The 2,739-nt window shown below is 71.0% G+C and carries 3 protein-coding genes; all 3 read left to right on the top strand.

Annotated features, from left to right (window positions below):
• A partial coding sequence (locus ACWGJY_RS37465; protein ID WP_453265365.1) for an alpha-amylase family glycosyl hydrolase occupies positions 1 to 593 on the top strand: 593 nt, incomplete at its 5' end.
• A 24-nt stretch (positions 594 to 617) separates the two neighbouring features.
• Positions 618 to 1,667 carry a LacI family DNA-binding transcriptional regulator gene (locus ACWGJY_RS37460; protein WP_453265364.1) on the top strand — a complete coding sequence of 350 codons (1,050 nt, stop codon included), beginning with the start codon at positions 618 to 620 and terminating at the stop codon, positions 1,665 to 1,667.
• 119 nt (positions 1,668 to 1,786) lie between these two features.
• Positions 1,787 to 2,593 carry a phosphatase PAP2 family protein gene (locus ACWGJY_RS37455; RefSeq protein ID WP_453265363.1) on the top strand — a complete coding sequence of 269 codons (807 nt, stop codon included), beginning with the start codon at positions 1,787 to 1,789 and terminating at the stop codon, positions 2,591 to 2,593.
• Positions 2,594 to 2,739: the final 146 nt, after the last annotated feature.

Raw genomic sequence — 2,739 nt, 5'->3', positions numbered from 1 at the left:
TGCTGGCGCTGCCCGGCTCCGCCTACCTCTACCAGGGCGAGGAACTGGGCCTGCCCGAGGTCACCGACCTGCCCGACGAGGTCCGCCAGGACCCGGCGTTCTTCCGCGGCGGCCGGACCACCGGCGCGGCCGGCCCCGGCACCGACACCGAGTCCGCCCCGGACGGCGTCGCCGCCGCCGCCGGCCAGGACGGCTTCCGCGACGGCTGCCGGGTGCCGCTGCCCTGGTCCGGCGAGCTGCCCCCGTACGGCTTCGGCCCCGGCGGGAGCTGGCTGCCGCAGCCCGGCGACTGGGCGCCGCTCAGCGTCCAGGCCCAGACCGGCGATGCCGCCTCCACCCTGGAGCTGTACCGTGCCGCGCTGGCGCTGCGGCACCGGCTGCCGGGGCTGGGCGACGGCGCGATGAGCTGGGCACCGGCGCCCGACGGGGTGCTCGCCTTCACCCGCCCCGGCGTGCTGTGCACCGTCAACACCCTGGGGCACGACATCGAACTCCCCACGCCCGGAACGCCGCTGTTGTCCAGCGCCCCGGTGACCGTCAACGAGACCACCGCCCAGCTCCCCGGTGACAGCTGCACCTGGTGGGCAATCTGACAGCAGACCGGTACAGTCCCACCCATGACCGCCCGGCTCGCCGATATCGCAGCACAGGCGGGTGTCAGCGAGGCCACCGTCAGCCGGGTTCTCAACGGGAAGCCGGGTGTCTCCGCCACCACCCGCCAGTCGGTGCTTGCCGCCCTCGATGTGCTGGGCTACGAACGCCCGGTGCGGCTGCGGCAGCGCAGCGCGGGGCTGGTCGGGCTGATCACTCCCGAGCTGGAGAACCCGATCTTCCCGGCCTTCGCGCAGGTCATCGGACAGGCACTGACCCGCCAGGGCTATACGCCGGTCCTCGCGACCCAGACCCCGGGCGGCTCCACGGAGGACGAGCTGACCGAGATGCTGGTGGACCGCGGGGTGGCCGGCATCATCTTCGTCTCCGGGCTGCACGCCGACACCTCCGCCGATATGCAGCGCTATGAGCAACTGCGCGGCCAGGGCGTCCCGTTCGTCCTCATCAACGGCTTCTCCGACAAGGTGCAGGCACCCTTCGTCTCCCCCGACGACCGGGCCGCGGTGGATCTGGCGGTCACCCACCTGAGCGCGCTCGGCCACCGGCGGATCGGGCTGGCGCTCGGCCCCAAGCGCTTCGTGCCCGTGCAGCGCAAGATCGAGGGCTTTGTGCACGCCATGCAGGTGCGGCTGCAGACCGGCCCGGCCGAGACGGAGCCGTTCATCCAGCACTCCCTCTACACCCTGGAGGGCGGCCAGGCCGCGGCGGGCGCACTGATCGAGCGGGGCGCCACGGCCCTCGTCTGTGCCAGCGACATGATGGCGCTCGGCGCGATCCGGGCGGCCCGGCAGCGCGGGCTCGACGTCCCGCACGAGATCTCCGTGGTCGGCTTCGACGACTCCCCGCTGATCGCCTTCACCGACCCGCCACTGACCACGATCCGGCAGCCGGTCACGGCGATGGGGCAGGCGGCGGTGCGCGCGCTGCTGGAGGAGATCGGCGGGACCCCGGCCCCGCACAGCGAATTCGTCTTCCTGCCCGAGCTGGTGGTGCGCGGATCGACCGCCTCGGCCCCTGAATCCGCCAGGATCCCGAAGCCGCTGCGGGCTCCCTGAGCGCCGGTATCCCCCAGAAGTACGAGGGTCGGGCATCCCCCGCAAGACCGACGGACGGTGTCGAATACCCGACCGAAGGATGATCGACGGCACACCCCTTTCTGGCAGACTGTCTGCCTATGGGTGATGCGAATACGAGGACTTTGGACGGCCTGCCGACCACCCCGCCACCCAAGGGGCAGCGTGCGGACCCCCCGTCGGCCGAGAGGCGATTGGCCCGTCTGCGTGCTCCTCGCACCCCCCGGCTCTGGTTCGAGATCCTGCTGATCGCGGTCAGCTACGGGACGTACTCGATGATCCGCAACGCGGTGCCCGAGCAGAAGGCCGAGGCCCTGCGGAACGCCGACTGGATCTGGCAGGCCGAGCATTCGCTCGGCATCGCCTTCGAGCACACCGTCAACCACGCGGTGAACTCCGTGACGTGGCTGATCGTGTCGATGAACTACTACTACGCGACACTGCACTTCATCGTGACGGCCGGTGTCCTGGTCTGGCTCTACCGCTGGCACCCGGGCCGCTATGCCGCCGCCCGGACGGCCCTCTTCGCCACCACCGGCATCGCCCTGATCGGCTATTACCTCTACCCGCTGGCGCCGCCCCGGCTGATGCCGGACGGCGGTTTCATCGACACCCTGATCGACCACCGGACCTGGGGCTCGTTGGCGTCCGGCAACCTCGCCTCGATGTCCAACCAGTACGCCGCGATGCCGTCGATGCACATCGGCTGGTCGCTGTGGTGCGGCATCACCATCGCGCTGCTGGCCAAGCCACTGTGGGCCAAGGCCCTCGGGCTGCTCTACCCCGCCGTCACCCTGCTGGTCATCGTCTCCACCGCCAACCACTTCTGGCTGGACGCGATGGGCGGAGTCCTGTGCCTCGCCTTCGGCTTCGCACTGACATGCCTCTGGTACGGGAGGCGGGCGTAGCCCCCTCCCACGTTTTTGGCTTTCCCGCCGTGGTGGTTTCTCGCCGTTGCGCCTGGCGGCGGGCGGGTCCGCTGCGCGGGGCTGTTGGGGTGCGGTGACGGGTCGGAGTGGGTGGGTGTCCGGACTGCTTCGCTTTACGTCCGGAC

Source organism: Streptomyces sp. NPDC054765 (assembly GCF_053612065.1).
This window is presented reverse-complemented; position numbering and strand designations above follow the sequence as displayed.

What these genes read in the sequence shown, in the direction of transcription:
- ACWGJY_RS37460 (WP_453265364.1), top strand. Translation starts at nt 618, where the DNA reads ATGACCGCCCGGCTCGCCGATATCGCAGCACAGGCGGGTGTCAGCGAG.
- ACWGJY_RS37455 (WP_453265363.1), top strand. Translation starts at nt 1,787, where the DNA reads ATGGGTGATGCGAATACGAGGACTTTGGACGGCCTGCCGACCACCCCG.